This window comes from Enterobacter sp. PP-008-ECC_S150 (assembly GCF_045257065.1).
Classification (GTDB): domain Bacteria; phylum Pseudomonadota; class Gammaproteobacteria; order Enterobacterales; family Enterobacteriaceae; genus Enterobacter; species Enterobacter chengduensis.
Genome location: NZ_JBJHHG010000072.1, coordinates 1 through 1,002 on the forward strand (window position 1 = coordinate 1; position 1,002 = coordinate 1,002).

Annotated in this window: 1 rRNA gene; it reads right to left on the reverse strand. The window is 53.4% G+C overall.

What is annotated here, in order from left to right:
• A 23S ribosomal RNA gene (locus ACJBF3_RS26060) occupies positions 1-1,002 on the reverse strand; the annotation flags it as partial.

Below are 1,002 nucleotides of genomic sequence, written 5' to 3' on the forward strand. Positions count from 1 at the left end.
GGGGTCGACTCACCCTGCCCCGATTAACGTTGGACAGGAACCCTTGGTCTTCCGGCGAGCGGGCTTTTCACCCGCTTTATCGTTACTTATGTCAGCATTCGCACTTCTGATACCTCCAGCAACCCTCACAGGCCACCTTCAACGGCTTACAGAACGCTCCCCTACCCAACAACACCTAAGTGTCGCTGCCGCAGCTTCGGTGCATGGTTTAGCCCCGTTACATCTTCCGCGCAGGCCGACTCGACCAGTGAGCTATTACGCTTTCTTTAAATGATGGCTGCTTCTAAGCCAACATCCTGGCTGTCTGTGCCTTCCCACATCGTTTCCCACTTAACCATGACTTTGGGACCTTAGCTGGCGGTCTGGGTTGTTTCCCTCTTCACGACGGACGTTAGCACCCGCCGTGTGTCTCCCGTGATAACATTCTTCGGTATTCGTAGTTTGCATCGGGTTGGTAAGCCGGGATGGCCCCCTAGCCGAAACAGTGCTCTACCCCCGAAGATGAGTTCACGAGGCGCTACCTAAATAGCTTTCGGGGAGAACCAGCTATCTCCCGGTTTGATTGGCCTTTCACCCCCAGCCACAAGTCATCCGCTAATTTTTCAACATTAGTCGGTTCGGTCCTCCAGTTAGTGTTACCCAACCTTCAACCTGCCCATGGCTAGATCACCGGGTTTCGGGTCTATACCCTGCAACTTAACGCCCAGTTAAGACTCGGTTTCCCTTCGGCTCCCCTATACGGTTAACCTTGCTACAGAATATAAGTCGCTGACCCATTATACAAAAGGTACGCAGTCACACCACGAAGGTGCTCCCACTGCTTGTACGTACACGGTTTCAGGTTCTTTTTCACTCCCCTCGCCGGGGTTCTTTTCGCCTTTCCCTCACGGTACTGGTTCACTATCGGTCAGTCAGGAGTATTTAGCCTTGGAGGATGGTCCCCCCATATTCAGACAGGATACCACGTGTCCCGCCCTACTCTTCGAGTTCACAGCCTGTGTG